Source organism: Synechococcus sp. BS55D, assembly GCF_004332415.1.
Lineage (GTDB): Bacteria > Cyanobacteriota > Cyanobacteriia > PCC-6307 > Cyanobiaceae > Synechococcus_C.
The window spans coordinates 484,478-511,082 of sequence record NZ_PHQT01000002.1; the positions used below are offsets into that span (position 1 = coordinate 484,478).

The window sequence follows — 26,605 nt, forward strand, 5'->3', positions numbered from 1 at the left end:
TCTGTCCGCAACAATCGGACCCTGTCACAGCTCAGACGTCAACGGTTGCAGAACAGACATGAACGACACTGCATTCCTTCATAGCCTGCGCTCATGAAGCAACCGTCAGCGACCGCGATCGTCAGGGTTCTGGCCTCTGCAGCAACGACAGCGCTGGTGATTCATGCCGGAGCAGCCCTAGCGAATCCCGATGAGGTGAATGCCTATGGCCGGCGCATGGAAGCACTCTTCGTCCGGATGGACCTCAATCGCGACGGTCGCCTGGATCGATCGGAAGTCCAGGGACAGCCCTATCTGGAGCAGCGGGTGCTCCGTCAGGACTCCAGAGGCTTCCTGCTGCTCGAGGACCTGCGCGTTCCATCCAACCAGCCAAGCGGTTTTCGCCTGCAAAAACGATTCCAGCAAGCAGACCGCAATGGCGATGGCCGGTTGGATCGAGGGGAAGTACGCCAACTCCCCTGGTTGGCGCGCAATTTCGAGAGCGTTGATCTCAACCAGGATGGAGCTTTGACCCTGGCTGAGCTCTGGACACTTCAGAAAGCTCTGGCACCAAGGCCTTATCGCTGAGCGGAGCGAGATCGGGGACTGGGTTCCGAGCCAGGGCGGGCCATGACACGACCGGAGCCAGATGAACTTGAAAACGATCGCCAACAGGCACGAGTCAGGCGTACGACTCCACCCAGCAGAGCCACCAGCGCAGCGACGAGGAGCAAGGCCAAAAGAATCACAGCAGCAATCCCCAACAGGGCCTCAAGCAATTGCGCCAGTCCACGAATCAGGTCGGCAATGGCTTCACTCACCACCACCAGCGCATCAATCTTCTGGGGCAACCAACTGAGGAAGGCCAGCAACCCCACACCGAGCATCACAAGCAGAACCCCTTCAAGGGCTTGGCGCCAGGCAGGAATGCTGGGCCTGGACCGCCGCGAAGAGAACACCCTGCGCGGCTTTGGCTTTCCAGCGATTGAACGCAACCTGGGCCGATTCATAACACCAGCGGGTGCCCGGCACCGCGCATCCAACGCTCGAATTCCAACAGCACGAGTTCGTTAGGACAATCGATCAAGGTGAGATCACCGACTGTGCAGTCGCCATAGCCGCTGTGGTGAAGCGTCAGGTGATAACCGGAACCACTCAACCCGCAGACCTCGGGATCGCTGCGTACAACCACATCAAGGGCTGCACCGATGCGAGCCACACGACGCCTCAGATCCGACCAGCTGGCTCCCATGCTCCAAGGCCATTCACACTCAATTCTCTTGCTCAAGGAGAGTTCGTCAACGCTCCTCGGACCGCTTCCTCAGCGCTCGGTGGTTGGGATGGCGGTTGAGTTGGCACCCACATCGCCAGAACAGCGGCCACGACAAGGGCGGAGCCACCAAGAACAGGAGCACCGAGACGCCGATGCAGGGGGATCCGTTCGGCAAGTTCACGGCGCTGCAACGGCCGCTGCGGAAGCGGTGGCCAGGCCAGCTGTACGCGGGGATCCAGGCGCATGGCATCAAGACAACGCACGAGATCAGCAAGCTCGGCGTCATCCAATCGGATGCTGAGCGGTTCGACCCCAGGCTGACTGCTTCGAAGCTCCAGCAGGTGGCCTGCTTCCACTGGAGCGATGCTCACAGGGGCGTCATCGGCACCAAAACGACGCGCCACTCCAGAGAGCTGATGGCGTGCATAAGGAAGCACCACGGCAAGAAGGGCTTCAAGGTGATCCCGCTTGCCTTCGAGTTCAGGGGCTCCAACGACCTGCAATCGCCAGGCCGAGAGGATGCCGATCACTCCGTTGCCCTGATCAGCAGAGAAGTCAGGAAGCCCCTCGACCTCGAGACGGGCCGCGGTTTGGTCGTAGCGGTAGGAGAGCTTGATCATGGCTTCAGGGGGTGGGGTCGAGAAGGCTGGCCCGCATTCGGTCCACACCGCCGGCTCCAGAGCAAAGAGCCAGGGAACGCACCAGCTGACGCTGCAGTGGCGCGGATTGCTCGAGATCCAGAAGCCGTTGCACCGCTCCACGCCGAGGGTTCATGCGTTCGGCGACCAGAGCACGCAGTCGCTGATCGAGCAGCGCCCATCGCTGGGACGTGAGCTCTTCGGGCTCCTGACGGGAGAGCAGTTGATGCAGCAGGGGATAGAGGCGATCCGCCATGGCACAGAGCAACTGGATCAGTGCATCCGTTTCCTTCGACGTCACGGAGCCTCGACGGGTGGAACGCCTCAGGGGGTTATGGCAGCGCCGCTTCCACAGCTCCACCCGATTGGGGAACAGAGCAGAGAAGCCAAGTTGCTGGGTCGCCCAGACCATGGCCTCCCCTCCATTGAGATCGAGAGCTTCAACAGTGAGGAGCAACAGGTCGAGACGCTCGAATCCGCGTCGGCCCAGTTCAGCAGTGGCGTCGGTCATGGCTGCGATGATGACAGGGCTGAGGCCTCTGCGTCACCCTTCCTTGGATCTTCGCCAGTACATCCGGGACATTCCCGATTTCCCCAAACCGGGAATCCTGTTCCGCGACATCAGCCCCTTGCTTCGAGATCCCGAGGGATGGGCTGAGGTCATGCGTCGACTCGGGACGGTCTGCGAACAAGTGCAGCCTGATCTCATCGTGGGGATTGAATCCCGGGGATTCATTGTTGGCACTGCTCTGGCCACCGACCAACGCATCGGCTTCGTCCCCGTGCGTAAGCCTGGAAAGCTGCCGGGCGAGGTGATCGCGATCGATTATTCCCTGGAATACGGGAGTGATCGACTGGAAATGCACGCCGAGGCCTTGCGCGATGGCGCTCGCGTACTGATTGTTGACGACCTCCTGGCAACCGGTGGAACCGCGAGCGCCACCGCCTCGCTCGTGTCCCAAGCGGGCGGGCAATTGGTTGGTTGCGGGTTTGTTGTTGAGCTGGCAGCCCTGGAGGGTCGGCGGCGGCTTCCGGAACAGACCCCGGTGGAATCGCTGGTTGTTTACAGCTGATCAGTTCTGCTCGTTCTGCTCGTTCTGCTGCCAATCAAGAACATCCTGATACTGAGCAAGGCTGAGAAGCCCGAAGCTCCAAAGAACGATCGGCAGGGGAGCTTGCTCTAGCTCAGCCTGACGAAGGCCAAGCTGGAGAGCATTGTCGCTAAGACCCAGCTTCTCCTGGAGAAACTTCAGGAGCGTCACTGGGGGCCTGGGCTGGGGTGAGCTGCTGAACACCATGGATCCAGTCTGACCGTCAACGGCTGGATGTCAGCGACGCCATGCCAACGGTCCGTCGGTCATCGCAGCAAGCGAAAGCTGTCGCAGCACGCCGAAGCGCTCCATGGAGGACAGACCCAGACGGCGCAGAAGCAACAGCAGAGGGTTGCGGTTGGAAAACAGACGCACCAGCAAATCCGTTGCCAGGCCGACGAGGATCAGATCAGGAAGGCGTCTGCGGGCATAGCGGCGACCGATGGCAGATCCACTGAGTCGGCTGGAAGCGGGATGCTTCAGGAGTCGAAGCAACTCCGCCACATCACGCCAACACACATTGAGACCCTGGCCTCCGACGGGATGACAGCGATGCCCCGACTCCCCGACCAACAGCAATCCTCCCCGTGCAAGGCGGGGGGCGAGGCTCAGCTGCAGGGGGAAAGCCCTGGGCTGGTCGAGGAAAGCCTCCAGCTCCAGCCCCTCCGGAAGCACTCCGAATAGCTCCTCGAGCAACTGGTCAGGGGAGAGAGCGGCACGCTCACGGCAACACTCGAGGGGAGCGCTCCAAACGATTTGAAACGCATTGTGACCGAGGGGAAGAACAGCAAAAGGACCCTCACAACGGAACAGCTCGTATGCGGTTTGGGCTTGATGGTTGCGCAGCCGCACCTTGAACGTGAGACAACCCTGTTGATAAGTCCAAGACCAAAAAGGCAGCTTCCAAAATCCCCGATGGGGTGACGCTGGACCGTCACAAGCAATCGCCAGATCGAAGCGTCCCTGTGGGGTGTGTGGAGCCGGCGCAGCGCCAAGCTGCAACTGCACGGAGGGATGGGAGGCCAATCGATCCAGGAGCAGCTCCATCAGAGGCCGGTGATCAAGGATCCAGCCAATCGCCGGAACCAAGCGATTCCCACCGGCGAGGTCTTCCGGGGTGAAGACAACCCGTGCTTTCAGTTCACGATCTTGAAGGTCAAGCGAACGGAAGGGGATGAGATTGATGCCAAAGGCGTCCCAAAGACCAAGCTCGTTGAGCAAACGACGCGATGAGTGGGTCAGGGCGTAGGCCCGACTTCGAGCAATCAGTTCCTCGACGCGCTGAGGATCTTGAAGGATGACCTGAAAGCCAAGCTGAGCCAAGCCAAGGGCAAGCAGAGAGCCGGTCGGACCGGCTCCAGCGATTGAAACGCGGCGGGGATCAGCCGAGACCAAGCAGACCGTGGGTGAATGCTTCGCCGCCAAGGGCGAACTCAGTGGCCAGAAGAGCGATGAATCCAAGCATTGCCATCCGCCCGTTCAGCTTTTCTGCACGGTCGTGGAAGCCCCAACCGCTCTCAGGAGCAACAACTTCCATGCGGGGCTCTGTCGCAAAGGCATTCAGACGACCGCCGTCTTCGGTGGTGACGGTGGCACCACGGATCGCAGGGGCCGTAGAAGGATTGGACTGAACCATGTTTTCTCCTGTTTCTTTACGCACTGTAACCCCTTATTAAGAAATTTTGCGCCCGCGCGCCAAACGGCGCTGGCAAAGCTCCTCGAAAGCCGGTCGCAAAAGGTAGGGGTACTCGCCGACCCAGAGCTTCAGGCCGGGCAACCAGGCATCACTGAAGGCGGCAACCCGGGAGAAGTCTTTGCGATCGCTGAGCACGAGGCAACGCAGCGGCAGCCCGGCACGAATCACCCCGTGTTTTTTCTCCATTGGGAAGCTCAACCGGCCCAGATACCCGTCCTCATCGGCAAGCTCCAGAACCATCCAGGTTCGTCGTTGCTCGACAAGCTCCAAGCGGCCGTTCTGATCCGCTTGCTCCCGCTGACTCTCCACTCTTTCGCGGGTGTAAGCCTCCGCCACTTGCCCCTCAAAAATGGCTGCCGCGGGATAACGGCGCAGTGTGGCGTTGCGTTGACCAGCCTCAAGTATTGGTCCCCAGAGGACGTAGAGCAGAAGTGCAACGCCAAGGATCAGCCAAATGGATCCCCAGCGATTGAACGAGAGACTTTGGCTGATCAGCAGGGTGATCACGCCACCGATGGTGGAAATCAGCACCCGTTGCAGGATCTTGCGTGGATTCCCGAGAGCGGCAGAAAACTGATTGCCGGTGGCAATAGCCGGGATCAGCCGTTGCAGTTCGCCAGGTCGAAGGGGGATCAGCATGGTGCGCTTCGCTGCTTGTCGGAGGCTTGATCAGAGAATGCGCTCGAGGCCATAGACCAGGGCGTTGAGCTGACGCACCCGGCGAACAGTGAGCAGAACACCTGGCATGTAGGCAGACCGATCCATGGTGTCGTGGCGGAGCGTGTAGGTCTCCCCAGGAGCTCCGAACATGACTTCCTGATGGGCAACGAGCCCAGGAAGACGCAGGGAATGAAGGCGCAGACCACTAGGACGCCGCCCCCCCCTGCTTCCTGCAAGCGATTCGTGTTCCTCAACCTCCTCAGGGTTGAAACTCTTGCCTAGCTCCTCCATCAACTCAGCGGTTTTGATGCACGTCCCGCTAGGGGCATCCGCCTTGCGGTTGTGATGGAGTTCCGTGAGTTCCGCATGGTTATAGAAGCGCGCCGCTGCAGCAGCTGCCTGTTGCAACAGCACCATGCCCACCGAGAAATTGGGGATCACCGCTCCGCCTACAGAGGCTTTCTCCGAAAAAATCTGGAGGTCTTGCAACTGCTCAGGTGAGAGACCGGTTGTTCCGATCACAGGATGCACTCCATAGGCGATCGCAGCCCTGGTGTGCTCGTAAACCACCGAAGGGTGGGTGAAATCCACCATCACAGCGCCCTGGCCTTGGCCTAGCTGACGCACCTCCTGGCTAACGGCGCATAAACAGCCTTCGAAATCTGAGGTGACGGCCACATCCAGAGCACCGAGCCCGAGTTCGCTGCCGAGATCGACCCCCTCCTTGCCGGGCGTGGTGTCCACGGCCCCAGCAACCCTGCAATCGTCTGAAGCCAGAACCGCTTTCACAACCTCGGCACCCATGCGCCCAAGGGCGCCCACCACCACCACAGGAATCGGGCTTGCTGTCGGGGTTGCCATGGCGTGGGGGTTCTCTGGCCAGAGCCTATGGGGCGGCGCGTCTGTGTAACACCCGAGCTTCAACCCTCGCAGCAGGGACACCAACGCCCGTAGGCTTCTTCACATTGCTCAAACCACGCCGATGTTCACGCAGGTCCGCTCCAGCGATCGCCGGATTGCTCCTGCTGACAACAACAATCACCAGGCGGTGATGAAAGCGGTGTACGTGGTGCTCGAGCCCCAGTACCAAAACGCCCTAACCCAGGCGGCCCAAAGCCTTAATGCCCAGAACGGTCCACTGGGCCTCCAGCTGAGCGGGTACCTGATTGAAGAGCTGCGCGATCCGCAGAACTACGCCGATTTCCAGGCCGATGTGGCCGAGGCCGATGTCTTCATCGCCTCTTTGATCTTTATCGAAGACTTAGCTCAAAAGGTGGTGGACGCCGTGGCTCCCCATCGAGACCGTCTCAAGGCCGCTGTTGTCTTCCCTTCCATGCCGGAGGTGATGCGTCTCAACAAGCTCGGCAGCTTCTCCATGGCCCAGCTCGGCCAAAGCAAGAGTGCGATCGCCGGCTTCATGAAGAAGCGGAAGGAGTCAGGCGGAGCTGGCTTCCAAGACGCCATGCTCAAGCTGCTGAACACCCTGCCGACGGTGCTCAAGTACCTGCCTGTGGAGAAAGCGCAGGACGCCCGCAGCTTCATGCTCAGCTTTCAGTATTGGTTGGGTGGCACACCTGACAATCTGCGCAACTTCCTGTTGATGCTGGCTGACAAATATGTCTTCCCCCCGGCAACAGGTGAGCAACGTCCGGAGTTGGAGTTCGCTGACCCGGAGGTGTTCCCCGACCTGGGCATCTGGCATCCCCTCGCTCCTTCGATGTTCGAGGACCTCAAGGAATACCTGAACTGGAACAGCAGCCGCAGCGATCTCAGCGACGCGGCCCGTCAGGGACCTGTGATTGGCCTGGTGCTCCAGCGGAGTCACATCGTGACCGGCGACGATGCCCACTACGTGGCTGTCGTTCAGGAGTTGGAGTTCCGTGGAGCCAGGGTGATTCCCATCTTCTGCGGTGGTCTCGACTTTTCCAGGCCGGTCAACTCCTTCTTTTACGACCCATTGAATCCCGATCAGCCTTTGGTTGACGGCGTCGTATCACTCACCGGTTTTGCTCTCGTCGGCGGTCCTGCCCGTCAGGATCACCCGAAAGCCATTGATTCCCTCAAGCGGCTGAATCGCCCCTACATGGTGGCGCTCCCCCTCGTGTTCCAGACAACACAGGAATGGGAAGACAGCGACCTCGGCTTGCACCCCGTGCAGGTGGCCTTGCAGATCGCGATTCCCGAGCTCGACGGAGCGATTGAACCCATCGTGCTCTCCGGTCGTGACGATGCCACCGGTAAAGCGCACACCCTTCAGGATCGCGTTGATGCCATCGCCGAGCGAGCGATCCGCTGGTCATCCCTGCGGATCAAGCCACGCAAGGACAAAAAACTTGCCATCACGGTCTTCAGTTTCCCCCCCGACAAAGGCAATGTCGGAACAGCGGCCTATCTCGATGTTTTCAGCTCGATCCACCGGGTTCTCGAGGAGATGAAGGCAAAGGGTTACGACGTGCAGAACCTGCCCCGTGACTCGAAGAGCTTGATGGAGGCTGTCATTAATGATCCCGAGGCCCTGCAGGGTGCACCCGAACTCTCTATTGCCCACAGGATGAGCGTTGAGGAGTACGAGCGTCTAACCCCTTACTCCGAGCGACTGGAAGAGAACTGGGGAAAGCCACCCGGCAACCTGAACAGCGATGGTCAGAACCTTCTGATCTATGGCCGCCATTTCGGCAACGTGTTCGTCGGCGTTCAGCCCACCTTTGGCTACGAAGGCGATCCAATGCGGCTTCTTTACTCACGCAGTGCAAGCCCTCATCACGGCTTTGCCGCCTATTACACCTATCTGGAGAAGGTGTGGAAAGCCGATGCTGTGCTCCACTTCGGCACCCATGGCTCCCTTGAGTTCATGCCAGGAAAGCAGATGGGTATGAGCGAAAGCTGCTACCCGGATTCCCTGATCGGCGCACTTCCCAATCTCTATTACTACGCCGCAAACAATCCTTCGGAGGCAACGATTGCCAAGCGTAGGGGGTACGCCTCCACAATCAGCTACCTCACCCCACCGGCAGAAAATGCTGGGCTCTACAAGGGACTCAAGGAGCTCGGTGAACTCGTTGGCTCCTACCAACAGCTCCGTGAAGGCGGCCGTGGCGTTCAGATCGTCAACGCAATCGTTGAAACCGCCCGTCAGTGCAACCTTGACAAAGACGTTCAGCTTCCTGGAGAGGATGCGGCAGGTCTTGACCTGGAGGCCAGGGATGCCGTAGTCGGCGCGGTCTACCGCCAACTGATGGAGATCGAAAGCCGTCTGCTCCCCTGCGGACTGCACACGATCGGCAAGCCACCGACGGCCGAAGAAGCGATAGCAACACTTGTGAATATCGCTGCACTTGAACGTGAAGAGGAAGAGATCCGCTCACTTCCCGGCCTACTCGCCGAAGCACTCGGTCGCAAAATTGAAGATATCTACAAAGGCAACGACGATGGCGTCCTTGCTGACGTTGAGCTGAACCGCACCATTACCGAAACATCCCGAGCGGCGGTTGGTGCGATGGTGCGGTCCCTGACCGGCCTGGATGGACGCGTGAACCTGCGCGGCAATTTTGGTTGGCTTCTGGATCTTCTGACCCGTTTCGGCTTCAAACTGCCAACGCCTTGGCTCCGAGCCTGCTGCAGTGCTGGTTTCACAAGCGTTGATTCAGTCGCACTAGACAAACTGTTTGCCTACCTGCGGTTCTGTCTCGAGCAGGTCTGCGCTGACATGGAAATGCAGAGCTTGCTTCGAGCTCTGGATGGGGAATACGTCCTGCCAGGACCTGGCGGCGATCCGATTCGCAACCCCGGTGTGTTGCCCAGCGGCAAAAACATCCATGCCCTTGATCCCCAGGCGATCCCCACCAGAGCTGCCGTGGCAGCCGCCAAGGGCGTTGTCGACAAGCTGATTGAACGTCAAAAACAGGAACAGGGTGCCTGGCCTGAAACGATTGCCTGCGTGCTCTGGGGAACTGACAACATCAAGACTTACGGCGAATCCCTGGCCCAAATCCTCTGGTTTATTGGTGTGCGTCCTGTGCCCGATTCCCTTGGACGGGTGAACAAGCTCGAACTGATTCCCCTTGAAGAGTTGGGCCGACCTCGTATTGACGTCGTGGTGAATTGCTCGGGTGTTTTCCGCGACCTGTTCATCAACCAAATGGCACTGATTGATCAGGGCGTGAAGATGGCGGCAGAAGCCGAGGAGCCTCTCGAACACAACTTTGTTCGGAAACACGCTCTCGAGCAGGCTGAGAAGGAAGGCACAAGCCTTCGTGATGCGGCCTGCCGGGTGTTCTCCAATGCCAGCGGCAGCTACAGCTCTAACGTGAACCTGGCTGTTGAGAACAGCACCTGGGAGGAAGAAGGAGAATTACAAGAAATGTACCTCTCCCGTAAGACCTTCGCATTCAATGCCGACAATCCCGGTGAGATGAATCAAAAACGCGAGGTTTTTGAATCGGTCATGAAGACCGCTGATGTGACATTCCAGAACCTTGATTCCGCTGAAATCTCCCTTACGGATGTCAGCCACTATTTCGATAGCGACCCCACCAATCTCATCAAGGGTCTCCGGGACGACGGCAAGGCTCCCACGAGCTACATCGCTGACACCACCACAGCCAATGCCCAGGTTCGCTCACTCAGTGAAACCATCCGCTTGGACTCACGCACGAAGCTTCTGAATCCCAAATGGTACGAGGGCATGCTTAATTCAGGTTACGAGGGTGTGCGTGAGGTGGCCAAACGCCTTAACTTCACCCTGGGTTGGAGTGCCACGTCAGGCCAGGTGGATAATTTCGTGTATGAGGAAGCCAACGAGACCTTCATCAACGATCCGGAGATGCGCAAGCGGCTGATGGAACTGAATCCTCACAGCTTCCGTCGGATTGTCGGCACACTGCTGGAAGTGAACGGGCGTGGTTATTGGGAAACATCCGATGAAAATATCCAGCAACTTCAGGAGCTTTATCAGGAAGTGGAAGATCGTATCGAAGGCGTCAACGTCGGCGATTGATCAACTCTTGCTCGGATCCTCCTGGAGGTGAAAAGTCACCCCTTTAATGGGTCTGGCGCTGATCCCGGTCTCGGCAACCACACAGGTTATCGAGATCGGGTCTGCCTGTGAGTTTCAGTCGCTGGGATGCCCACAGCCCATACACTCCATCCACGATTGGGCCTAACACGGGCCAATTGGTTGGGGCATACAACCAGCCAAGGCCGATCAAACGGTAGGCGCTGCGAAACACCGCCACGTCCTTCAGAACCGTTCCATCGGCTTCGATCGCATGAATCCTGCTCATCGCCTGGCGGTAGGTGATTCCACCCCACAGCGATGGCTCGTAATCAGGACTGTCGATATCCACGAAACGGATCAATTCTTTGCGATCGCGTCGTCGCAGAAAATTGACCTCACGCACGCAGAGCGGGCAGCCGCCATCAAAGAGAAGGGTTAGGAGTGGTGACATGGTGTTCTTTGACCGGCCTGATGGCAGCGGACATGTCCGCAATCTGGCGGATCGGGCCAACATCATGGACCCTCAGCACCGCCACACCGGCCGACACAGCCCGAGAACACACTGCAGCCGTACCCCATAGGCGAGCTCTAGGCCTGGGTTCGTCAAGGACAGCCCCGATGAAGCGCTTGCGAGATGGTCCGAGCAAGACGGGGATCCCCTGGTCAGTGAGTCGCTCAAGGTGCCTGATGAGCTCAAGGTTTTGCTCCGTGGTCTTCGCGAAGCCAAGGCCCGGATCCCAGAGCAATTGACCCTGTGTCACCCCTGCTGCAAGCGCCCGCTCCGTATCAATCTGAAGCTCTCTGATCACACCCTGCACCACACCCTCAACTCCGTAGTCCGTCAACGCATCCATGGTCTGGCTGTCGCCGCGGGAATGCATCAACACAAAAGGGCAGCCGGTGGAAGCGATCAGAGGCAACATCCCGGGATCACGACGCCCACCGCTGATGTCATTGATCCAGTCGGCACCGGCGGCAAGGGCCGCCTCAGCTACAGGTGCTAAGAACGTGTCCACCGAAAGGATCAGCTCGGGGCAGCGGTCACGCAGGGCTTTGAGCACGGGGATCAGCCTTGCGATCTCGACACTGGCTCCAACCTCTTCAGCTCCGGGACGGGTGCTCTGAGCACCAAGATCCAAAAGATCAGCCCCTGCCTTGACCATCGCTTGCCCCTGGGAGAGAGCCGCTGAGGGGTCGAAATAACGGCCTCCATCACTAAAAGAATCTGGCGTGATGTTTAACACGCCCATCACAGCCGGCCGCCGCCCCCAGCCATCAGGCCAGCGCATGATCAGCTCAGGTGCTCTGGTAATTGGCGATGCGGCCGAAGCTCTCAGGATCAAGGGAGGCACCACCCACCAACACACCGTCGATATCGCTCATCGCCATCAGCTGATCGATGTTCGACGGCTTCACAGAGCCGCCGTACTGAATGATCAGATCGGGGGATCCCACCCAGCTTCTGATGAGGCCACAGATTCGGTTCGCCTCACTGGCTTCACAAGTCTTGCCGGTACCGATGGCCCAGATCGGCTCGTAAGCAACAACCAGCTTCGCGGGATCCAACCCCTCCAACCCCTGCTCCACCTGCCTGCGAATCACGCGCTCGGCTTCGCCCCGAGTGCGTTGCTCGTCACTTTCACCCACACAAACAATGGGGATCAGGCCATGGGACTGCGCCGAGCGGGCGCGATGGTTGATCTGTTCATCGCTCTCACTGAAGTATTTGCGTGGCTCGCTGTGGCCGACGATGGCATAGGTCACCCCATGCTCCTGAAGCATGCTGGGTGAGATCTCACCTGTAAAAGCCCCTTCGCCCTCCCAGTGAACGTTCTGACTGGAGAGTTCTAGCTTCGAGTCCCTGCTGAGGTCTGAGAGCGTGGAGATCGCTGTGAACGGTGGCGCCACCACCAAATGGCGGTCATCCGGGGTGTCACTGATCAAGGGCAAAAACGCTGCCAGCCAGTCCCTGGCCTGGGCACAGGTCATGTGCATCTTCCAGTTGCCAGCGATCACCGGTTTGCGCACGCTTGCGTCCTCTGCAGCTCAGCAGCAGACAACTTACGGCCCGACCTGCTGCTGTGGTTCCATCGTGGCCTCATCGGCGCCCATTCTGATGCGATCACCAGGCTGCAGCTGACGGCCGCGCCGGGTCTCAATGGCGCCATTCACCGACACATCACCAGCCTGAATCCGCAGCTTGGCCTCACCTCCAGTCCCAACCCAGCCCTGCCATTTGAGGAATTGATCCAGCCTCATCAGCATCGAACGCAACGGATCACCATTGATAGTGTGGCGCGATGCTGACACCCTCTGAAGCCGGATTCCGCAGGTTGCTCCCCCTGCTGCGTCCCCACCTGCGCCGGCTGATCCTGGGGCTCCTGAGCATGGCGGTGTTCGTCGGCAGCTGGCCCCTGCTGATGAACCTGGTAGGCCGATTGATCCCCGCTCTTGGCTCGGGCCAGCTTGACGTGGTGCTTCCCGTGCTGGGCGTGGTGCTGGTGGTCTTCCTCGTCCAAAAACTGGCCCAGTTCCTGCAGGACTCTCTTCTGGCCGGACCGGCTCTCCAGGTGAGCCAGTCTCTACGCAGCGACCTGTTTCAGAGGCTGCAACGGGTGGAACTGGGTGCCCTCGAAAAACTCTCTGCTGGGGATCTCACCTACCGACTCACCGAAGATGCCGATCGGGTCAGTGAGGTCATCTACAAGACTCTCCACGACACCATCCCCAGCGCCCTGCAGCTCGTCGCCGTGCTCGGCTACATGCTCTGGCTTGACTGGAAGCTCACGATGGCCATCGTCCTGCTTGCCCCATTGATCGCCTGGCTGATCAGCCTGTTTGGTGCGCGAGTGATGGCTGCAACTGAACGAAGCCAGAAGAAAGTCAGCGAGCTCGCAGGCCTGCTCGGAGAAGCGATCGAAGGACTCCCACTGGTGCGTGCCTTTGCAGCCGAACCCTGGCTCCAGGCACGGTTCGAGCAGGAGATCGATCAGCACCGCCGGGCCCGCTACACCACTTACCGCTTGGTGGCCCTTCAGCATCCCGTTGTCGGGATCATCGAAGTCCTCGGCATCGCCACAGTGCTCGTGCTTGCTGCAGCAAGGATCAGCAAGGGAGATCTCAACAGTGAGGGCTTGAGCAGCTATCTCACAGGCCTGATCGTGCTGATCGATCCGATTGCCCACCTGACCACGAACTACAACGAATTTCAGCAGGGTCAAGCGTCGTTGCGTCGCTTACGTGCGATCGAGCGAGAGCCATCCGAAGCGCCGGATCCAACTCCCGCGCTTGAGCTCGGACGCCCCAGCGGCCAGCTAACCCTGGATCGGATCTCTTTTGCCTACACGCCCGGTCAACCAGTTCTTGATGATCTGAGCCTCAGGATCGAGGCCGGGCAGATCGTTGCACTCGTGGGCCCTTCCGGAGCTGGCAAGAGCACGCTGTTTTCGCTGCTGCTGCGTTTCAACACAGCTCAACAAGGGCAACTGCTTCTTGATGGCAAGGACTTATCCAAAGTGCGGGCGAGGGAGCTGCGTCAACAGGTGGCCTTGGTTCCTCAGCGCAGCAGCGTCTTCTCTGGAACGATTGCCGAAGCGATCCGATTCGGCCGGGAGGCGAGCCAGGAGCAACTGATCGAAGCCGCCACCCTGGCCAACGCCCACGAGTTCATCATCCGGCTACCTGACGGTTACAACACCCGACTCGAGGAGCGAGGCACCAACATCTCCGGCGGCCAGCTGCAGCGGGTGGCCATCGCTCGAGCCGTTCTTGGCAATCCGGCCGTCCTCCTGTTGGACGAAGCCACTAGCGCCCTGGATGCCGAGGCCGAGGCTGCCGTGCAGGTCGGCCTGAAACAGGCGATGAACGGACGCACCGTTCTGGTGATCGCCCACCGACTGGCCACCGTGCAAGAGGCCGATTCGATCGTCGTGCTGGAACGGGGTCGGATCACTGAACAGGGAAGCCATGACTCCCTGATGCAGAGGGGTGGCCGTTACAGGGAGCTCTGTGAACGCCAGTTCATCCGCGATCTGCAGAACGCCTGACTGGGCCAGAGCCCTTAAAGTCTGCGCGATCCAAGGATCAACCTCAGGACTGACGAGAACCTCACAATGACTAGCTCCACTGGAGACAACCAAAACCCCGTGCTCACCTTTGAGGGCAAGCGCTACGACCTCAATGCCCTTCCCGATGAGCTCAAGGAACTCGTCCGTGGCATGCAGGTGGCCGATGCCCAGCTGCGCATGCACGAAGACACACTGAAGGTCTTGGCCGTGGGTCGTCAGTCGATGGCCATGCAACTGAATGAACGCCTCAAGAGCGTCACTCCGCTTCCTGACGAGAACTGAATCGATACTCGCCGGTGAGTCGGAAGACCACCGGCGACAGCAGCAACAACGCCACCAAATTGGGAAGGGCCATCAAACCGTTGAGGATGTCGGCGACGGTCCACACGGTCTCAAAGCTGGCCACGGCACCAATCACCACAACGGCAACCCAAACGAAGCGGAAGATCCGCAGGGGAGCACCCACTCCAACTAAGAATTCCAAGCAACGTTCGCTGTAATACCCCCAACCCAGGATCGTCGTGGCCGTGAACAGCATGGTGGCGATCGCCACGAGATGATCTCCAGCGGGGATCCCCCAGGCAAAGGCGGCCTTGGTCATATCAACACCAGCCAACCCTTCGCCATAGGCACCACTGATCACGATGACCAAGGCCGTCATCGTGCAGATGATCAAGGTGTCAATCACCGTGCCAAGCATCGCCACCGCTCCCTGAAGAACCGGATCACCTGGCCGAGCAGCGGCCTGGGCGATCGGAGCTGTACCCAACCCCGCCTCGTTGGAGAAAACACCTCGGGCGATGCCCTTTTGAATCACCACCCCGACCACACCTCCAGCCGCAGCCTCGCCGGTGAAGGCATCACGAAGAATCAGCCCCAGGGCAGCGGGAATCTCGGCCAGATGGCCGAGCAAGATCACCAGGGAACCGAGCACATAGAGCACAGCCATGAACGGCACCACCACAGCCGCCACCCGGCCAATACGCTCAATACCGCCAATGATCACGGCGAAGGTGATCACGGCCATCACCACCCCGGTAGCCAGGGCAGGGATGCCGTAGTCATCCAGAGCATTGGCCAGCTCATGGGCCTGAACCCCATTACCGATCCCGAAGCCGGCGAGGGTTCCGAAGACAGCGAAGGCGGTGGCCAGCCAGCCCCAGTGGCGCCCCAGCCCGTGACGGATCGCATACATCGGCCCACCGACATGCTCTCCGAGCGCATCGGTTTCCCTGAAATGCACAGCCAAAAGTGACTCGCCGTATTTCGTGGCCGTACCCAGGAGGGCCACAAGCCACATCCAAAACACAGCACCCGGACCACCCACACCAATGGCTGTGGCAACACCAGCCACATTTCCGGTGCCAATTGTGGCTGCTAGAGCCGTCATCAGGCCCTGAAACGCACTCACATCCCCTTCACCCTCGGTGTTTCGGATCGAATCGACCATCGCCCGCACAGCAAACCCAATGCGGCGCAGGGGCATGAAACGCAACCCCACCATCAGATAGAGGCCGGTGAACCCGATGAGTCCCAGGGTGATTGGCCCCCAGACCCATCCGTTCAGCGTGTTCAGAAACTCCATGCTGCGACTGGTCCTGCTGTGATCGGACGATCTGTCGATTCAAGCGAAGAAATCCCGAAGAGCAATCAAGCAGCCTGAAGAGCCTGGCAATCCAGGAAGCGGAAGGTCTGCTCGGAGGCGGGAGTCTCGCCATGGGCCTCCACAGCCACGACCCGCTCATGGAGAACCCAGAGTCCAGAACCCGGAAGGGTGGCAAAGGTGTCGGTGAAACGGCTCAGGCCTCCCCTCGCTGCACCGGTGGCGGGATCGGCATAGGCACTGGTGTAGGTGTGACTGAGATAACCAGAACCGGTTTCGGTGATAGAACCAGTGTGAATCGTCACCACGGTTCCGTGAATGTGGCGATGGACCATGGTCACGACGCGATCACGAATGCGATAGCGATCTCCACTGTTCTTGCCACCGACGATCACTTCCAGCCCTTCGGAACTGTTGTCGCCCGCGGTGAAGGTGTTCTCTCCATGCACCTGATCAAAACTGCGCCGCACCCGATGAATCGCCACCTCCCAAAGCTGGGAGTTGATTGCCTTCGCCACCTCAGGATCATCCACCCCTTCAACAGCGGCCTTTAAGTCAGCACCAACCTTGAAGGAGCCCTCTACTGTGCGCTCTGCCTGGATCCAGACACAGCGCCCCTCGTAACCGGGGAAACCTGGATCCCATGTGTAGCGATTCTCGTAGGCAGCACGGAAGGCGTCGCGGCAGTCAGAACCCTGGGCCGGAAAGGAGGTGGTGGCCATTGTCACGGTGAACGTCTTCGCTGAAGTTGACCCTAACGGCCAGTCGCGCCAGCATGCACGTCCTGAAGGGCATGGATCTCCAGCTGTTGCTGCTGAAGGGCGGCGATCCCCTCCACCGCTGCCCGCGCTCCGGCCAGGGTGGTGACGGTTGGCACGCTGTAATCGAGCGCTGCTCGACGGATGTAGCGGTCGTCATGGGCCGCCTGCCGACCAATGGGGGTGTTAATCACCAGCTGAACGCCGGCGGAGCGAATCCGGTCTTCGATGTTGGGACGACCTTCATGCACTTTCAGCACAGGGGTGACCTGCAAGCCTGCGGCGTTCAGCACCTTGGCGGTGCCGGCCGTTGCAGTGAGCTGAAAGCCCAGTTCAATTAATCGTGCAGCGACGGGAACCAGGGCCTGTTTATCCCGGTCATGGGTCGAGAGGAACACGGTGCCTGCCGTTGGGAGCCCATCACCGGCAGCCAGTTCCGCCTTGGCATAGGCCATCCCAAAGCCGCCAGCGGAGCCCATCACCTCGCCGGTGGAGCGCATCTCAGGACCCAGAAGGGAATCGGCGCCAGGGAAACGACGGAAAGGCAGTACAGCCTCCTTCACCGCTTGGAGAGGCGGCTTGGGCTCCTCCACTAAGCCAACATCCGCGAGGGTTTCTCCAGTCATCAGGCGGGTGGCGATCCTGGCCAGAGGCTGACCAGTGGCCTTGGCCACAAAAGGCACCGTGCGCGATGCCCTTGGATTGGCCTCAATGATGTAAACCACCTCCTCACCGTTGCCATCACGCTGGACGGCGAACTGCAGATTGATCAGTCCCTGCACTTGAAGGGCGAGAGCAAGCGCCTCGGTCCATTGACGAATGACAGTGAGAGCCTCAGCCCCGAGCGAGACAGAGGGCAAGCAGCAGGCGGAATCACCGGAGTGAATTCCCGCCGGCTCGATGTGCTCCATCAGTCCTCCAATCACAACATGTCCGCTGGAATCACAGAGGGCATCAACATCCACCTCGATCGCGTTTTCAAGGTATTGATCGATGAGTACAGGGTGCTCGGGCTCCACCTGCACGGCCTCAACCATGTAGCGATCGAGCTCCGACTCATCAAAGACCACCTCCATCGCGCGCCCACCCAGCACATAAGAAGGGCGGACCACAACGGGGTAACCAACGGATGCTGCGACACGGCGTGCCTCTTCCTCACTGCGGGCGAGGCCATTGCGAGGTTGACGAATCTCCAGCTGACGCAAAATCGCCTCGAACTGTTCCCGGTCTTCAGCTCGATCGATCGAGGCTGGTGAGGTGCCGAGAATCCGGGTACCGATCGTTCTGCCCCGAGGACTATCCAGCCAATCGAGCAACGGCAGGGCCAGCTTGAGAGGGGTCTGCCCACCAAACTGAACAATCACGCCTTCTGGCCGCTCTGCCTCAATGACATTGAGCACATCTTCGAGGGTGAGCGGTTCGAAATAGAGACGATCACTGCTGTCGTAATCGGTGGAGACCGTCTCTGGATTGCTGTTCACCATCACCGTGGCAAAGCCACGCTCCTGGGCAGCAAAGGAGGCGTGGCAACAGCAGTAATCGAATTCAATTCCCTGCCCAATCCGATTGGGCCCACCGCCAAGAATCATCACCTTGCGTCGTTGCTCGGGCAGCACCTCAGATGCCGGAGATAAAAGCTCAAGGGCGCCATCGGCTGAGAGCCTCTGGACCGGCCGCTCGTAGGTCGAATAGTGATACGGAGTCGTGGAAGCAAATTCGGCCGCGCAGGTGTCCACCGTTTTGAACACAGGAACCACCCCGAGGGATTCCCGCCGACTTCGCACCTCGAGTTCTTTGCTGCTGGTAGCGAAACCAATCTGACGATCGGAATAGCCAAGCTGCTTGAGCTCCAGGAGCGACTCTGCACTGATCTGATCGAGGCTGCGGCCCTGAAGAAGTCGTTGTTCGGCTTCGATCAACCTGCGCAGCTTGGCCAAGAACCAGGGATCGATTTTGCTGAGCTGATGGATCTCCTCATCCGAGCGACCGGCAACCATCGCTGACCTCACAGCCAAGATCCGATCTGGGGAAGGGGTGCGCAGGCTGCGTTCCAGTTCAGCGGACGTGAAGGACGGCTCTGAACGATCACAGCCCCAACCTGCAAGCCCCGTTTCAAGAGACCGCAACGCCTTCTGGAACGATTCCTCGAAACAGCGACCGATGGCCATGGCTTCACCCACGGATTTCATCGCCGTGGTGAGCACCGCAGGGGAACCACGGAATTTCTCAAAAGCAAACCGTGGAATTTTGGTCACGACGTAATCGATCGTCGGCTCAAAACAAGCCGGCGTCTTACCGGTGATGTCGTTGAGGATTTCGTCGAGGGTGTATCCCACCGCCAAACGAGCAGCGATCTTGGCGATCGGGAACCCGGTGGCTTTACTGGCGAGAGCCGAAGAACGGCTCACGCGAGGATTCATTTCAATCACCACAACGTCGCCATCGGCGGGGTTGATGGCGAATTGGATGTTGCTACCGCCGGTGGCAACACCGATCTCTCGAATAATCGCGATCGACTGATCCCTCAGCCGCTGATACTCCCGATCGGTCAGGGTTTGAGCCGGCGCCACGGTGATCGAGTCACCGGTATGCACACCCATCGGATCCAGATTTTCGATGCTGCAGACAATCACAACGTTGTCTGCCAGATCCCGCATGACCTCGAGCTCAAATTCCTTCCAGCCGAGAAGAGACTGCTCAATCAGAATTTGCGACACAGGGCTAGCCTCAAGGCCGCTTTTGCAAATCGCCGCGTATTCCTCTGGGTTGTAGGCAATGCCGCCACCACTGCCCCCCAGAGTGAAGGCTGGTCGAATAATCCGTGGATAACTGCCGATTGCTGCGCCCACAGCATCCGCTTCCTCGAGGCTTGAAGCGATGCCTGAGGGGCAGACCTTGACGCCGATCCGCTCCATGGCCTGCTTGAAGAGCTGACGATCCTCGGCCTTGCGAATCGCCTGCAGATCTGCACCGATCAGTTCAACCCCAAAACGCTCCAGGGTTCCGTTCTCAGCCAAGGCCACAGCCAAGTTGAGGGCGGTCTGACCGCCCATCGTTGGCAAGAGGGCATCTGGTCGCTCTCGTTCGATCACCCGCGTCACCACCTCAGGCGTCAGAGGTTCGACATAGGTCCGATCCGCCATGTCCGGATCGGTCATGATCGAGGCGGGGTTGGAATTGACCAGAACAACCTCAAATCCATCGGCCCGCAGGGCCTTGCAGGCCTGGGTGCCGGAGTAATCAAACTCGCAGGCCTGACCGATCACGATCGGACCTGAACCCAGCAGCAGAATGCGACGCAGATCAGACCGCCGGGGCATGGGCCTCTAGAGATAGGCAAACCTGTTAAGCCTCCCATGCTGTCGCCCCTCTTCGGAGGGATCCTCGTCACAGCGGGGACTGACTAAGGGGTCAAGTCGCTAGCGTGAATGGATCTGGAAGCAGAATTGAGATCATGAGCGAGCTCCAGCGCCTGAAGGGGCTGCTGCCCCCGGAGATGCAGAGCTGGGTGTTCGTGGAGGCGGCAGCAGCCGTAGAACCTCCACTGATCACGCTGGAAGAGATTGGCCGGGATGAAGTGGAGATCCAGGTGGATCTCGAAGCCTGGGACAACTTGGCTCTCGATCACCGCAACCTGCTCTTCTGGCACGAGGTGGGGCGTGTACAGAACGACACGATTCCCAGGGATGGCTGGGAGATGGCGGCCCTCGCCATTGGCCTTGGGGGCGCCATTGGAGAGTTGTGGGTTCAGGACGGGCTTCTCTTGCTGATGGCCCTTGGTCTCTCCGGCTTCGCCGGCTACCGCCTGTACCTCAAGAACAATGCTGAGAAGCGTTTGCGCGATGCCATCGCCGCTGACGAGCGGGCGATCGACCTTGCTTGCCGTTTTGGATACAGCGTTCCCAATGCTTACAAAAGCCTGGGAGGAGCCCTGAAAGATCTGATCGAGCAGACCCGCAAGAAGAAGAAGCGCAGTTTCTACGAAGATCGGCTTGAGGCTCTGCGCAAGAGTGCAGGGAAGGCAAGGGCTGAAATGGCCCAGCAACAGGGTTCACGTCAATCCGTTAGCAGCGAGAACGTTTATGGATGAAGCCAATTCCGCAGTGGCGGCTCTAGACAGTCACCAGCTGGCGGAACTTGCGGCGGATGCCTGTGATGACCGCAAAGCCACCGACATCGAGATGATTCGGGTGGATGAAGTCTCGAGCTTGGCCGACTGGCTGGTGATCGCTGGTGGGCAGAGCGATGTGCAAGTGCGAGCAATCGCTCGTTCCGTCGAAGACCGCCTTGAGCTTGAGGCCGGTCGCCTCCCTCTCCGCAAGGAGGGGATCAATGAGGGGCGCTGGGCCTTGCTCGACTACGGCGAGCTGATCGTGCACATCCTCCAACCCGGAGAGCGGGGCTATTACGACCTCGAAGCCTTCTGGGGTCACGGCGAACGGCGAAGCTTCGTAGCGTCTGGTTCGGATCAGGACAGCTGATCCTCGACCTTCGATCCAGGCCTACCGAAATCCACCGATGGCCAGCACCAGCGCCTGTCCCGTTCCTCCAGAACAACGTCCCCAAGAGGAGTTTCAGCAACTCACCAGGTCTTGGTTCTTCACCTGGCCAACCGAAGAAGCTCGTGGACTTGGCCGTGCTCTGCTGATCAGCTGGTTCCTCTGCGTTCCTTTCACCCTCCTTGTCGCCAGTGGGAGCTGGACGCTCAGGAATGATCTGCCACGGTTGATTGCCGCCGGAAGCGTGGCTGCCCTCGTGCTTCCAATGCTGCTGCTAATGCGCCAGTGGCTTGGCTGGAGCTACGTGCACAAACGCTTGCTCGCTGAGCAGGTCGAATATGAGGAGTCTGGTTGGTATGACGGTCAGGTCTGGGAGAAGCCGCTGGCCTGGAGAGAACGAGACCTCTTGATGGCCAGACACGAAGTCCGACCGATCCTCGGACGCCTGGCCCGCTCCATGGCCTGGATCACAGGGCTTCTGCTCTTTGGAGCCAGTCTCTGCCAGGCTCTCTGAAGCATTCCGTGCCGTCGGCCATGGCCTTACCAGCAGCATTTGGCAGTGGCGGCCTCTCCAGCAGTGGCCCATCCCCGCTTGAGGCGCACCTCAAGCGGGGCGGCAGCCTCGAGTCGATCCATCGGGTTCATGCTGTGGTCTGCGACCATCGCGGCCGCATTCTGATGCGGGCAGGTCGCGCTGATTACGAGACCTTTATTCGTTCAGCGCTCAAACCCTTTCAGGCCATGCCACTGCTCAGCAGCGGTGCAGCCGAACAATTCAACTGCGGGGAGCGGGGTCTGGCGATCAGCTGCGCGTCCCATGCCGGCACTCCCAACCATGCCCGTGAGGCCTTCCGACTGCTTTGGAATGCGGAACTGGATGCAAACCAGCTGCAATGTCCAGTGCCGGAGGGCGCAAGCAGCCCTCTAGAGCACAACTGTTCCGGTAAACACGCTGCCTTCCTCGCCACCTGCCGGAAGATGGGCTGGCCAACGGAGAGCTATCTCCAGGGTGACCACCCAATCCAGGTGGAGATCCATCGGCGGGTGGCTGAACTGCTGGGCCTACCCTCAGCGGAGATGGTGGCAGCACGGGACGACTGTGGAGCGCCAACACTGCGCCTGCAACTCGCCCAGATGGCCTTGCTCTACGCCCACCTCGGCGCCTCCACCCGAACGGAGCTCGAACAGATTTCCAGGGCGATGTTGGCCCATCCTGACCTCGTGGCAGGCGAAGGTCGATTTGATACCGAATTGATGCGCCGGTCCCACAGCCAGGTGCTGAGCAAGGGAGGGGCAGAAGGCGTTCAATGCCTGAGCCGGATGGGTGAGGGGCTTGGAGTGGCGATCAAGGTTGAAGACGGCAGCCGTCGCGCCAAACAGGCTGTGGCACTGCATTTGCTCAGGCAGCTGGACTGGCTGACACCAACGGGGCTTGAAGAGCTCGAGGAGCAGGTCCTGATCATTAGCCCAGGGGTTCAGCTCGAGGTAGAGGGTTCCCTGCGCTTTCAAGAAGGCTGAAGAGATCCTGCTGTACCAGTGTCCTTCAACACCAAGTTGTATGATGAACAAGTCGACGCGGGGTAGAGCAGTCTGGTAGCTCGTCGGGCTCATAACCCGAAGGTCGGGAGTTCAAATCTCCCCCCCGCCACCACATTATTAAAACCATCAAGAACATTGATGGTCACTGGGGCCAACAAGGCCCCTTTTTTATTGGTCAGCAACGGTTTCGCTCTTGCTGAAGCGCAACACTCCGCTTGTAAGGATTGACAGCCAAAAGGAGCATTCCTTGGCAGGAGAGTAGAACTAGACAAGGACTAACCAGATCTGAGGTGGAGCTTCGCCCTTGGGAGGCAATCGTGGTTGGCTCTGGAGCCACCGGCGGCGTTGCGGCCCTCACCCTTGCGGAAGCAGGCCTAAGAGTTCTCGTGATCGAGGCGGGGCCTTCACTGGATGCCAATCAGGCGCTGGGATCAGAACCTCAGAACATGCTGCGCCGATTGACCGGGCTTAGCAGCGGTCGACATCGTCGCCAGAGCCAGCATCCGGGCTACTGGAAACACAACCCTGATCTGTTCATCGACGAACAGGACAACCCTTACAGCCATCCACCCGATCGACCATTTCTTTGGACCCGAGGTGACCAGATGGGAGGGCGGAGCCTGACGTGGGGGGGGATCACGCTGAGGCTCTCCAATGCTGATTTCAAGGCCAGCCAACGGGATGGCGCGGGGATCGACTGGCCGATCCAGCACGAGGATCTCGAGGAGCACTACACCGAGCTCGAGCGACGACTGGGCGTTCACGGGGCCCGCAATGGCCTGAGCCAAGTCCCCGATGGCTGGGCAACCGAACCCCTGCCCTCCACCGCTGAGGAGCAGCAGTTCGCCTCCTGCGTGCAGAAAGAGCTTGGCTATCCGTGGATGCCATCGCGCGGCTTCGGCCCCCATCACCGCCAACGGGATGGGGCCTGGCCTCGATCCAGTAGCCCTGGCAGCAGCCTCAAGGAGGCACTAGCCAGCGGACGGGTCGAACTGCTCTGCGGGGAGCGAGTGGAACGGCTCGAACTCAACCGCAGTCGCGACCGAGCCGAAGCAGTGATCTGCGTGAATCGGAGCGATGGCAGCCGCCGCAGGCTGGAAGCCAAGCTGATCGTGCTCTGCGCCTCAACGATTCAAACCGTTCGTCTTCTGCTGCAGTCGGAAGAGCAACAGAGCAGCGATGGATTTGTGGATCCATCTGGCCGGCTGGGCCAGCGCCTCATGGACCACGTCTCCACCTGTCGATTCTTCGCCATGCCGAGCTGTGGACCGGGCAAGTCGGGAAGCACAGAGGCCCTTTCAGGCGCGGGCAGCTTTTTCATTCCCTTCGGACAGGAGTTAGCCCAGAGAGGTCGCCAAAGGGTGCTCAGAGGCTATGGACTCTGGGGTGCCATCAATCGATTCGATCCTCCAGCGCTGCTGAAGCGGATTCCAGGGCATCGGCTGGGCTTCCTGATCGGCCACGGAGAGGTCCTACCGGATCCAAGAAATCAAGTCACACTCACTGGTCCCCCGGACCGCTGGGGTTCCCCCACCGTGACGATCGACTGCCACTGGCGAGCGAACGAACAAGCCATGGTTGAACACATGCACCAAAGCATGGAAGAAGCGATCAGCGCTGCCGGTGGACGCATGCTGCCCCTCACCGACCTGGTGAAGGCTCCACTGATTGAGCCTCTGCTGCGCCGGTCAGCGGCTCTTGGAGCCGGAGCTGCACCACCCGGGTACTACATCCACGAAGTCGGAGGCGCAGCGATGGCCGCCACAGAAGAGGAGGGTGTAGTGGATCGCTGGAACCGCCTCTGGCGCTGCCCGAATGTGCTGGTGGTGGATGGCGCCTGCTGGACGAGCTCCGCCTGGCAGAGCCCAACGCTGACCATGTTGGCGATTACCAGACGGGCCTGCCTCGCAGCCGTCAGGGCTGGGAACGACTGAACAGATCGTCGAGGTATCGCTCTGCGACAGCACGGTCCTCACATCCGTTCTGGAACAGGAAATGAGCCAGAGCAGAGCTCATCACTCTGTATTGGTCCCAATTGGGGTGGGCTCCGATGAACTCCTTCATCCCCCGGTAGAGAACTTCAGGAATTTCCGCCTCCATGCTGACGTAGCTCGCTGGGGCCGAGCCCTCTCCGGAAACGCCTGCCTCTACGCAGCGTTCCAGATGATTCCTATCCATGCAGCGCCTCTGGCGTCGGTTTGATTTCCCACCTAGGAAGCCACAAAACAGAGGACCCAGTCAAAAGGTCACACTCCCTAACAACCCACGCGAATCTCAAGCGAGTCTCATTGCGGCAACAGGGTTCGCCTAGAGCCCTGCCAACGAAAAGCCCCCGCCCTAGGCGCAGGAGACGCAATGTCAAGCGACAGTTGCCACAAAACCCAGAACCCACAACGGAGAGGTTGTGACTGGAAACAAGCAGGAGGGCCAGTGGAAAACGGAATCAACGCTGTGGAAAACGACCCCAAAAAGAGTCCTGAGGAGGAAAGATAAGCCCTTCTTATCGCCGAGAGTCTCAGGGGACCCACTCGAGACTGAGAAGGTTGAGCCGACACATTTGATGGTGTTTGCTTCAGGTTTCCGCATCATTCGCTTCATACTTGGACGGCCCGGAGCGCAGGGTTTTGGGGCCAAGAGGGTGCTCCGCGTGGGGGTAGGGGTGATGACCATGGTCGTGGCTGTGGTCATGCCCATGGCTGTGGTCATACCCATGGCTGTGGTCGTGGGAGCTGGCTGAGCTGCCCAGCGGAAGCGGCACACCGTCGGGCTGACAGGCACCGGTGCACTCACGCTCACAGAGGTCGCAGCCATCGGTTAGCCCCTCCACGTGGTGATGGTGACTCGCTTGAGCAAGCCCCACCTCATCCTCAAAACCAAGCACCTGGGCGCGGTATTTGCACAGGGAGCAGTTCATTACAGCCTCGCCACCGAGCACCTCGGCGACCCGCTCCAGGAAGGTGTCCAGCACGAGTGGATGGTCCCCCAGATAAGAGGCGGTGAGGAACTCCGTTTCCGGATGGTCCGCAGCCACGAGATCCGTGTGCTGGCGAATGCGACTCACCAACACCCCTGAAAACAGAAAATAAGGAAAGACGACGATCCGCCGGAAACCGAGTCGCACCCCATGTCGGAGACCAGGTTCCACCAAGGGGAATGTGACGCCGGAGTAGACCGTTTCACCCCAGCCGAAGCCAAAACCCTCCACCAACATGCGCGTCACCTTGGCCACATTGGAGTTGGCATCAGGATCGGAGGAGCCACGACCAACCACCACCAAGAGGGTGTCGGAGAGTGGAAAGGGGCTGGCCTGATCTAGGGCTTCACGGATCCTGGCCCCAGCCGCTGCAATCATGAGCCGATCCACCCCAAGTTCTCGCCCGTAATCGATCGGGAGGCCGGTTTCAGCGCTGTAGGTGTTCAGCACCGACGGAATATCGTTCTTGGCATGACCCGCAGCGAAGAGCATCGCCGGCACGGCGAGCACCCGTTGCACACCCTGCTCCCGCAAGCGATCGAGGGAATCGCGCAGGATCGGTTTAGCGAATTCGAGATAGCCATGCTCCACCGGAATCCCCGAGAGCTTCGAGCGCAAGCCCTCGGCCAGCTGGGCAAATTCCTCAACGGCCAGTTTGTTGCGGCTGCCATGGCCGCAGATCAAGACCCCATAGCCCTTGGCCTTCAGTTCCGATAAAGATGGGATCACAGCGGGAAAGTGCCTGATCTGACCCTATCGCCATAACGCCATCGCTAGAGTTGAAGCCCTCCCCAGGACGTCGCGGCCCCACCGGCCTGGCTCCTGCCTATCA

The 26,605-nt window shown here is 59.7% G+C and carries 28 protein-coding genes and 1 tRNA gene; 11 read left to right on the forward strand and 18 right to left on the reverse strand.

The window, feature by feature from the left end; genetic code table 11:
* Nucleotides 1–93: 93 nt before the first annotated feature.
* Entirely contained in the window at nt 94–567 is a 474-nt protein-coding gene (locus tag CWE16_RS06145) for an EF-hand domain-containing protein (RefSeq protein WP_131593810.1), read from the forward strand.
* Here CWE16_RS06145 and CWE16_RS06150 read toward each other — a convergent pair.
* The 4 genes from CWE16_RS06150 to CWE16_RS06165 are packed head-to-tail and all read right to left on the reverse strand — an operon-like array spanning nt 558 to nt 2,401.
* On the reverse strand, nt 558–938 hold the full coding sequence (locus tag CWE16_RS06150) for a hypothetical protein (protein ID WP_330848538.1): 381 nt from the start codon (nt 936–938) through the stop codon (nt 558–560). The two genes, CWE16_RS06145 and CWE16_RS06150, sit on opposite strands and share 10 nt — an antisense overlap.
* Nucleotides 939–985: 47 nt before the next feature.
* On the reverse strand, nt 986–1,231 hold the full coding sequence (locus CWE16_RS06155; protein ID WP_131457366.1) for a hypothetical protein: 246 nt from the start codon (nt 1,229–1,231) through the stop codon (nt 986–988).
* A 32-nt stretch (nt 1,232–1,263) separates the two neighbouring features.
* Nucleotides 1,264–1,872: a DUF4335 domain-containing protein gene (locus tag CWE16_RS06160; protein WP_131593812.1), complete on the reverse strand. Its 609-nt coding sequence runs from the start codon at nt 1,870–1,872 to the stop codon at nt 1,264–1,266.
* Nucleotides 1,873–1,876: 4 nt separating this feature from the next.
* On the reverse strand, nt 1,877–2,401 hold the full coding sequence (locus CWE16_RS06165; RefSeq protein WP_131593813.1) for a DUF3038 domain-containing protein: 525 nt from the start codon (nt 2,399–2,401) through the stop codon (nt 1,877–1,879).
* Between the two features lie 43 nt (nt 2,402–2,444).
* Between CWE16_RS06165 and CWE16_RS06170 the strand changes: the two genes are divergently transcribed.
* Nucleotides 2,445–2,963, forward strand: a complete 519-nt coding sequence (locus tag CWE16_RS06170) for an adenine phosphoribosyltransferase (protein ID WP_164498768.1) — start codon at nt 2,445–2,447, stop codon at nt 2,961–2,963.
* On the opposite strand, the gene CWE16_RS06175 is transcribed toward CWE16_RS06170, so the two are convergent.
* Genes CWE16_RS06175 through dapB form a run of 5 tightly spaced genes read right to left on the reverse strand, consistent with a single transcriptional unit; the run spans nt 2,964 to nt 6,198 of the window.
* Nucleotides 2,964–3,188: a DUF2949 domain-containing protein gene (locus CWE16_RS06175; RefSeq protein ID WP_131593815.1), complete on the reverse strand. Its 225-nt coding sequence runs from the start codon at nt 3,186–3,188 to the stop codon at nt 2,964–2,966. It abuts the gene before it with no gap.
* A gap of 30 nt (nt 3,189–3,218) precedes the next feature.
* Nucleotides 3,219–4,406 (reverse strand): FAD-dependent monooxygenase, encoded by a 1,188-nt coding sequence (locus CWE16_RS06180; protein WP_236629609.1) that lies wholly within the window; start codon nt 4,404–4,406, stop codon nt 3,219–3,221.
* Nucleotides 4,363–4,617, reverse strand: a complete 255-nt coding sequence (locus CWE16_RS06185; RefSeq protein WP_131457354.1) for a high light inducible protein — start codon at nt 4,615–4,617, stop codon at nt 4,363–4,365. The genes CWE16_RS06180 and CWE16_RS06185 overlap by 44 nt, the downstream gene beginning before the upstream one ends.
* A 36-nt stretch (nt 4,618–4,653) precedes the next feature.
* Nucleotides 4,654–5,316: a hypothetical protein gene (locus CWE16_RS06190; protein ID WP_131457352.1), complete on the reverse strand. Its 663-nt coding sequence runs from the start codon at nt 5,314–5,316 to the stop codon at nt 4,654–4,656.
* Between the two features lie 30 nt (nt 5,317–5,346).
* Nucleotides 5,347–6,198, reverse strand: a complete 852-nt coding sequence (dapB, locus tag CWE16_RS06195; protein ID WP_131593819.1) for a 4-hydroxy-tetrahydrodipicolinate reductase — start codon at nt 6,196–6,198, stop codon at nt 5,347–5,349.
* Nucleotides 6,199–6,319: 121 nt separating this feature from the next.
* Here dapB and CWE16_RS06200 point away from each other — a divergent pair, with 121 nt between their 5' ends.
* Nucleotides 6,320–10,333 (forward strand): magnesium chelatase subunit H, encoded by a 4,014-nt coding sequence (locus CWE16_RS06200; RefSeq protein WP_131593821.1) that lies wholly within the window; start codon nt 6,320–6,322, stop codon nt 10,331–10,333.
* A 43-nt stretch (nt 10,334–10,376) separates the two neighbouring features.
* Here the strand turns inward: CWE16_RS06200 and CWE16_RS06205 are convergent, their stop codons facing one another.
* Genes CWE16_RS06205 through CWE16_RS06220 form a run of 4 tightly spaced genes read right to left on the reverse strand, consistent with a single transcriptional unit; the run spans nt 10,377 to nt 12,592 of the window.
* The gene (locus CWE16_RS06205; RefSeq protein WP_131593823.1) at nt 10,377–10,784 is read right to left on the reverse strand and encodes a thiol-disulfide oxidoreductase DCC family protein; all 408 of its coding nucleotides are present in this window, start codon (nt 10,782–10,784) and stop codon (nt 10,377–10,379) included.
* Nucleotides 10,756–11,622, reverse strand: a complete 867-nt coding sequence (gene folP / locus CWE16_RS06210) for a dihydropteroate synthase (protein WP_131593825.1) — start codon at nt 11,620–11,622, stop codon at nt 10,756–10,758. The genes CWE16_RS06205 and folP overlap by 29 nt, the downstream gene beginning before the upstream one ends.
* 7 nt (nt 11,623–11,629) lie before the next feature.
* On the reverse strand, nt 11,630–12,361 hold the full coding sequence (tpiA, locus tag CWE16_RS06215; RefSeq protein ID WP_131593827.1) for a triose-phosphate isomerase: 732 nt from the start codon (nt 12,359–12,361) through the stop codon (nt 11,630–11,632).
* A 33-nt stretch (nt 12,362–12,394) separates the two neighbouring features.
* Complete coding sequence (locus tag CWE16_RS06220; RefSeq protein ID WP_131457523.1) at nt 12,395–12,592, reverse strand: RNA-binding S4 domain-containing protein; 198 nt, start codon at nt 12,590–12,592, stop codon at nt 12,395–12,397.
* Nucleotides 12,593–12,633: 41 nt separating this feature from the next.
* On the opposite strand from CWE16_RS06220, the gene CWE16_RS06225 reads away from it, so the two are divergent.
* Both CWE16_RS06225 and CWE16_RS06230 read left to right on the forward strand, forming a co-directional pair.
* Nucleotides 12,634–14,379, forward strand: a complete 1,746-nt coding sequence (locus CWE16_RS06225) for an ABC transporter ATP-binding protein (protein ID WP_131593829.1) — start codon at nt 12,634–12,636, stop codon at nt 14,377–14,379.
* A gap of 66 nt (nt 14,380–14,445) precedes the next feature.
* Nucleotides 14,446–14,682, forward strand: coding sequence for a DUF6447 family protein (locus CWE16_RS06230; RefSeq protein WP_131593831.1), 237 nt, complete (start codon nt 14,446–14,448; stop codon nt 14,680–14,682).
* Here the strand turns inward: CWE16_RS06230 and CWE16_RS06235 are convergent.
* From CWE16_RS06235 to carB, 3 genes are all read right to left on the reverse strand, one after another.
* Nucleotides 14,657–15,985, reverse strand: a complete 1,329-nt coding sequence (locus CWE16_RS06235) for an alanine/glycine:cation symporter family protein (protein ID WP_131593833.1) — start codon at nt 15,983–15,985, stop codon at nt 14,657–14,659. The two genes, CWE16_RS06230 and CWE16_RS06235, sit on opposite strands and share 26 nt — an antisense overlap.
* Before the next feature lie 65 nt (nt 15,986–16,050).
* The gene (locus CWE16_RS06240; RefSeq protein WP_131593835.1) at nt 16,051–16,725 is read right to left on the reverse strand and encodes a DUF3386 domain-containing protein; all 675 of its coding nucleotides are present in this window, start codon (nt 16,723–16,725) and stop codon (nt 16,051–16,053) included.
* Nucleotides 16,726–16,757: 32 nt separating this feature from the next.
* Nucleotides 16,758–20,081, reverse strand: a complete 3,324-nt coding sequence (gene carB / locus CWE16_RS06245; RefSeq protein ID WP_131593837.1) for a carbamoyl-phosphate synthase large subunit — start codon at nt 20,079–20,081, stop codon at nt 16,758–16,760.
* 134 nt (nt 20,082–20,215) lie between these two features.
* Here carB and CWE16_RS06250 point away from each other — a divergent pair, with 134 nt between their 5' ends.
* The 6 genes from CWE16_RS06250 to CWE16_RS06275 all read left to right on the forward strand — a co-directional run bounded on the left by CWE16_RS06250 (nt 20,216) and on the right by CWE16_RS06275 (nt 24,733).
* Nucleotides 20,216–20,851, forward strand: coding sequence for a DUF3318 domain-containing protein (locus CWE16_RS06250; protein ID WP_131457332.1), 636 nt, complete (start codon nt 20,216–20,218; stop codon nt 20,849–20,851).
* Nucleotides 20,844–21,242: a ribosome silencing factor gene (gene rsfS, locus CWE16_RS06255; RefSeq protein WP_131593839.1), complete on the forward strand. Its 399-nt coding sequence runs from the start codon at nt 20,844–20,846 to the stop codon at nt 21,240–21,242. The genes CWE16_RS06250 and rsfS overlap by 8 nt, the downstream gene beginning before the upstream one ends.
* A 37-nt stretch (nt 21,243–21,279) precedes the next feature.
* The gene (locus CWE16_RS06260; RefSeq protein ID WP_131593841.1) at nt 21,280–21,774 is read left to right on the forward strand and encodes a CGLD27 family protein; all 495 of its coding nucleotides are present in this window, start codon (nt 21,280–21,282) and stop codon (nt 21,772–21,774) included.
* Nucleotides 21,775–21,794: 20 nt separating this feature from the next.
* Entirely contained in the window at nt 21,795–22,778 is a 984-nt protein-coding gene (locus CWE16_RS06265) for an asparaginase (RefSeq protein ID WP_131593843.1), read from the forward strand.
* A 56-nt stretch (nt 22,779–22,834) separates the two neighbouring features.
* Nucleotides 22,835–22,911: transfer RNA gene (locus CWE16_RS06270), tRNA-Met, on the forward strand.
* Nucleotides 22,912–23,089: 178 nt separating this feature from the next.
* Nucleotides 23,090–24,733, forward strand: coding sequence for a GMC oxidoreductase (locus tag CWE16_RS06275; RefSeq protein WP_131593845.1), 1,644 nt, complete (start codon nt 23,090–23,092; stop codon nt 24,731–24,733).
* Here CWE16_RS06275 and CWE16_RS06280 read toward each other — a convergent pair.
* Both CWE16_RS06280 and CWE16_RS06285 read right to left on the reverse strand, forming a co-directional pair.
* A complete protein-coding gene (locus tag CWE16_RS06280) occupies nt 24,714–24,977 on the reverse strand; it encodes a DUF2811 domain-containing protein (protein ID WP_131593847.1) in 264 nt (87 codons plus the stop codon). The two genes, CWE16_RS06275 and CWE16_RS06280, sit on opposite strands and share 20 nt — an antisense overlap.
* Before the next feature lie 394 nt (nt 24,978–25,371).
* Nucleotides 25,372–26,502, reverse strand: a complete 1,131-nt coding sequence (locus CWE16_RS06285; protein WP_131593849.1) for a sirohydrochlorin chelatase — start codon at nt 26,500–26,502, stop codon at nt 25,372–25,374.
* Nucleotides 26,503–26,605 lie beyond the last annotated feature (103 nt).

Bases quoted from the DNA above. Each gene is read 5' to 3' on its own strand.
- CWE16_RS06145 (WP_131593810.1), top strand. From the start codon at position 94: ATGAAGCAACCGTCAGCGACCGCGATCGTCAGGGTTCTGGCCTCTGCA.
- CWE16_RS06155 (WP_131457366.1), bottom strand. From the start codon at position 1,231: ATGGGAGCCAGCTGGTCGGATCTGAGGCGTCGTGTGGCTCGCATCGGT.
- CWE16_RS06160 (WP_131593812.1), bottom strand. From the start codon at position 1,872: ATGATCAAGCTCTCCTACCGCTACGACCAAACCGCGGCCCGTCTCGAG.
- CWE16_RS06165 (WP_131593813.1), bottom strand. From the start codon at position 2,401: ATGACCGACGCCACTGCTGAACTGGGCCGACGCGGATTCGAGCGTCTC.
- CWE16_RS06175 (WP_131593815.1), bottom strand. From the start codon at position 3,188: ATGGTGTTCAGCAGCTCACCCCAGCCCAGGCCCCCAGTGACGCTCCTG.
- CWE16_RS06185 (WP_131457354.1), bottom strand. From the start codon at position 4,617: ATGGTTCAGTCCAATCCTTCTACGGCCCCTGCGATCCGTGGTGCCACC.
- CWE16_RS06190 (WP_131457352.1), bottom strand. From the start codon at position 5,316: ATGCTGATCCCCCTTCGACCTGGCGAACTGCAACGGCTGATCCCGGCT.
- dapB (WP_131593819.1), bottom strand. From the start codon at position 6,198: ATGGCAACCCCGACAGCAAGCCCGATTCCTGTGGTGGTGGTGGGCGCC.
- CWE16_RS06200 (WP_131593821.1), top strand. From the start codon at position 6,320: ATGTTCACGCAGGTCCGCTCCAGCGATCGCCGGATTGCTCCTGCTGAC.
- CWE16_RS06205 (WP_131593823.1), bottom strand. From the start codon at position 10,784: ATGTCACCACTCCTAACCCTTCTCTTTGATGGCGGCTGCCCGCTCTGC.
- folP (WP_131593825.1), bottom strand. From the start codon at position 11,622: ATGCGCTGGCCTGATGGCTGGGGGCGGCGGCCGGCTGTGATGGGCGTG.
- CWE16_RS06220 (WP_131457523.1), bottom strand. From the start codon at position 12,592: ATGAGGCTGGATCAATTCCTCAAATGGCAGGGCTGGGTTGGGACTGGA.
- CWE16_RS06225 (WP_131593829.1), top strand. From the start codon at position 12,634: ATGCTGACACCCTCTGAAGCCGGATTCCGCAGGTTGCTCCCCCTGCTG.
- CWE16_RS06230 (WP_131593831.1), top strand. From the start codon at position 14,446: ATGACTAGCTCCACTGGAGACAACCAAAACCCCGTGCTCACCTTTGAG.
- CWE16_RS06235 (WP_131593833.1), bottom strand. From the start codon at position 15,985: ATGGAGTTTCTGAACACGCTGAACGGATGGGTCTGGGGGCCAATCACC.
- CWE16_RS06240 (WP_131593835.1), bottom strand. From the start codon at position 16,725: ATGGCCACCACCTCCTTTCCGGCCCAGGGTTCTGACTGCCGCGACGCC.
- carB (WP_131593837.1), bottom strand. From the start codon at position 20,081: ATGCCCCGGCGGTCTGATCTGCGTCGCATTCTGCTGCTGGGTTCAGGT.
- CWE16_RS06250 (WP_131457332.1), top strand. From the start codon at position 20,216: ATGAGCGAGCTCCAGCGCCTGAAGGGGCTGCTGCCCCCGGAGATGCAG.
- rsfS (WP_131593839.1), top strand. From the start codon at position 20,844: ATGGATGAAGCCAATTCCGCAGTGGCGGCTCTAGACAGTCACCAGCTG.
- CWE16_RS06260 (WP_131593841.1), top strand. From the start codon at position 21,280: ATGGCCAGCACCAGCGCCTGTCCCGTTCCTCCAGAACAACGTCCCCAA.
- CWE16_RS06265 (WP_131593843.1), top strand. From the start codon at position 21,795: ATGGCCTTACCAGCAGCATTTGGCAGTGGCGGCCTCTCCAGCAGTGGC.
- CWE16_RS06280 (WP_131593847.1), bottom strand. From the start codon at position 24,977: ATGGATAGGAATCATCTGGAACGCTGCGTAGAGGCAGGCGTTTCCGGA.